The sequence below is a fragment of the Bariatricus sp. TF06-38A genome (assembly GCF_027690675.1).
In the GTDB taxonomy this organism is placed as follows: Bacteria; Bacillota; Clostridia; order Lachnospirales; family Lachnospiraceae; genus Allocoprococcus; species Allocoprococcus comes.
This window is the reverse complement of record NZ_JAQFCE010000054.1, coordinates 1-3560: the sequence shown is the minus strand read 5'-3', so window position 1 is coordinate 3560 and position 3560 is coordinate 1. Positions and strand designations below refer to the sequence as shown.

Below are 3560 nucleotides of genomic sequence, written 5' to 3'. Positions count from 1 at the left end.
AGCTCTTTGTTAATCTCATGCAACGCATCCTTCTCCCCATACATTTTCCCAAACACTTCAAAGTTTGCTACAAAGCTACTGTATGGGTGCAAAGATGCATAGCTGAAAGTTTCACTTGCAGAACTTCTATTCCCAGATTTTTTCTTGATGAATAAAACTCCCTCTCCACAATGGCTTTCCTCCGATGCAACCAGTTTTACCCGCAAATCCTTCCACAAATAACGTTTTGACAGGAAAAGAAACTTCCGGATACAGCCTTTTTCATCCATCTTTAAACGGTAACTTTTTCTACTTATTCTTCCAGATAAAAATCGGATATACAATAGATATCAGTAGTAAAAACCAAACAGCTGCCGCGAGTAAGATCCAGGCAGTTCCATTTCTTCTGGACTGTAATCTTCCCTTTTTATCTTGAAAAATATCAAAGTTTTTCGGGCGCTCTGTTTCAAAATCAACTCCCCATTCTTTTAGTTTTGAAAGTAACTCTTCTTTTTCGACTGCCATCATTTCTCCATTTATATATTTAGTCCAATTAGTTTCGACTAAAATTGGTTTATGCATCTTAAAATTAATATTAAAACTTTCAAAAGGATATCTTATATTAAAAAATTCACAGTTACTATCTTGTTTCGGTTGATAATCATACGCAGCAAGAAATACTCCCTCTTCATAATACTTCCCTAAATTTTTTCGTAATTGTTTAATTTTTAAATCACTCCATTTATATTTTTTCTTGTAAAACCACATTTTTGCCAAAACACCTGTTTTGTCTAAAATCAAAACTCTTCCTATGTTTCTCCAATATCGATAAATATTTGATAGCACTAATAGGACCAATATTGTCAACATAAATATTAATTTCTGCACATCCTGTTTTGTTCTCATAATATCTGTCAATACAAAATATATTAACATTACACAAATTAGTACTACACTTATTACAATACTAAAAATTTTTCCAATAAGATAGCCTATCCACTCTTGATCTGATTGTATAATTAACTTCTCCTGATCTTTTTCCATTTTCTTTCCTTCTAAAGAAAGGGGGACTATGTTTTTTTCACAGCCCCTTTCTACATACTATTTTATCTATACCGCAGCTGATTCATCTTAAATACAAAATGCTTCCATACTTTTTCCCGCTGTTTCTTTGTTCTATTTTTTAACACTGTATTTGTCTTTTTTTGACTTTGTGTATAGTTTTTCTTCTTCCATTTCCTCATCACCTACTCTGCTTTCGGCAGTCCTTCTACCTCCACTCCCCATTCTTTCATTTTTTTCAGAAACAGCTCTTTGTTAATCTCATGCAACGCATCCTTCTCCCCATACATTTTTCCAAACACTTCAAAATTTGCTACAAAGCTACTATATGGATGCAAGGACGCATAGCTGAATGTTTCACTTGCAGAACTGCTATTCCCAGATTTTTTCTTGATGAACAAAACACCTTCTCCACAATGACTTTCCTCCGATGCAACCAGTTTTACTCTCAAATCCTTCCACAAATAACGTTTTGACAGGAAAAGAAACTTTCGGATACAGCCTTTTTCATCCATCTTTAAACGATAACTTTTTCTGCTGGTTATTACCACATAAACCGGAACAAGAGCTATAAAAAATGGAATAAAGATAGCAATCAGTACTGGATTCTTCCAGATAAAGATTGGATATATGATAAAACTTAAAAGTAAAATCCAAACAGCAGCCGCGAGTAAGATCCAGGCGGTTCCATTTCTTCTGGACTGTAATCTTCCCTTTTTGTCCTGAAAAATAGCCCAGTTTTTCGGGCGCTCTGTTTCAAAATCAACTCCCCATTCTTTTAATTTGGAAAGCAACTCTTCTTTTTCGACCGCCATTATTTCAGCATTTATATATTGCTGAGTTTTTTGATTAGCCAAAATAGGTCTATGCATCTTAAAATTAATAACAACACTGTCAGAAGGATATCTTATGGAAAAAAGTTCACAATTACTGTTTTGTCTCGGTTGATGCTTGTGCTTCGTAAGAAATAATCCCTCATCATAACAATACTCTCCTATATTTTTTCGTACTTGTCTGAATTTAAAATCATTCCAACCATACTTTTTTTCTTTAAACCATAACTTAATCAAAATCCCCGTTTTATCCAATACTAATTCTCGTCCTATATTTCGCCAAATACGATAAATATCTAATATGAATAATATTGTAACTATTATCAAAGGACTGCTTAATAATTCTATTTCCCATTTAGGCACCGATGATGGATATAACATAAAAAAACTAATCATTGCTATTATCCCCACACTACCAATAACATGTGACGTCGTATCAGCCTTTATTTCCTGTATCCATTCCTTATCTGATTTTATAACTATTATTTCGCTATTTTCTTTTTGTTCCATTACCTGACCTTTCACAGAAAGAGCAAATAAATCTTTGCTCTTTCCATACTTATATTGCTTTTATCTTTCTCTCAATTGATTCATCTTAAATATAAAATACCTTAACGCTCTCTCTTTTTGCTTCTTTCCACTATTTTTATTTATTGATTTTGACTTTCTTTGATTCTGCGTATGATTTTTCTTCGTATTTGTTTTTTGATGTGAAAATGATGCCACTATACCTGTTGTAGTCAAACTATTTCCCATTCCAAAAATACCTGTTGATATTTTATTCACTACTGTAGGTATATCTGACTTCACTCCTATTAACGAACTAACACTTACAGCCGTACATACTATCGTCATTCCGCCTTTCCATAATGCAGTTTTCAAATTATCTCCACAAAATAAACTATAAAGAGTAGTCCCCACTCCTGATATAAGAATACTAGCTACTGTTGCATAAAAATTATTTTTTATGTAACCACCAACGAAACCGGCTGTGGCAGCAATTACCAAGTCTCCAATTCCAAACTCCTGTCCCGTTGCCTTTGCCGCAATATAACATGTCGCCACGTTTGTTACCATTCCGAGTACACCAAGCCCCACTTGAGCTGCTGTAATCACAAACATCCCTGCATCATCCCGATACATCACCGGATTATCATCACAGTAAGCATACAGATTCTTCTCCGTCAGCTGCTCTGGATCCTTCGTCAGTACACTCGCATCATCTGCATTCAGGAATCTTCTCACCTTCGGGTCGTAGTATCTTGTCTGCAGATAATACAGTCCCGTCTCCTGATCGTAATAGTAGCCTCTGTACCGCAGCGGATTGATCTGTGCAAGACCGAATCCTGAAGCATCTGATGACACCAGAAGTCCTCCCCATGCATCATATCTATATACTACAACCTGGCTTCCTTTACTGTCAACAATCCCGATGATATCTCCCTGAGGGAGTCTTCCAGCCCGTTTTTATTTCTGCAAATTACTTCCTTCAGAACCTTTCCCTTTCTCCTCCAACACTTCGATCGTCTTGCAAATCACCTCCGGTATCGGTACTCCCATCAGTCCTGCATTCTCCACAATTGACACTGCTTCATTTGCTATAAACGCAATACATACTGTATCCCTCAGATAACTTGTTCCCATCAGCAGATCCAGTCTTACTGCAATCAATACAAATAACAACAC

5 protein-coding genes are annotated in these 3560 nt (G+C 35.6%); all 5 read right to left on the bottom strand.

Annotation, left to right across the window (positions count from 1 at the left end; all coding sequences use genetic code 11):
* Nucleotides 1-269 (bottom strand): hypothetical protein (locus tag PG418_RS18955; protein WP_498837884.1); only part of this gene is annotated, 269 nt, incomplete at its 3' end.
* A 19-nt stretch (nucleotides 270-288) separates the two neighbouring features.
* The gene (locus PG418_RS18950) at nucleotides 289-1023 is read right to left on the bottom strand and encodes a hypothetical protein (RefSeq protein ID WP_498837883.1); all 735 of its coding nucleotides are present in this window, start codon (nucleotides 1021-1023) and stop codon (nucleotides 289-291) included.
* Between the two features lie 203 nt (nucleotides 1024-1226).
* Entirely contained in the window at nucleotides 1227-2384 is a 1158-nt protein-coding gene (locus tag PG418_RS18945; RefSeq protein ID WP_243268628.1) for a hypothetical protein, read from the bottom strand.
* 60 nt (nucleotides 2385-2444) lie between these two features.
* Nucleotides 2445-3239: an RHS repeat-associated core domain-containing protein gene (locus PG418_RS18940; RefSeq protein WP_334298871.1), complete on the bottom strand. Its 795-nt coding sequence runs from the start codon at nucleotides 3237-3239 to the stop codon at nucleotides 2445-2447.
* 102 nt (nucleotides 3240-3341) lie between these two features.
* The coding region (locus tag PG418_RS18935) for a phage holin family protein (RefSeq protein WP_498837882.1) at nucleotides 3342-3560 on the bottom strand (219 nt) is incomplete at its 5' end.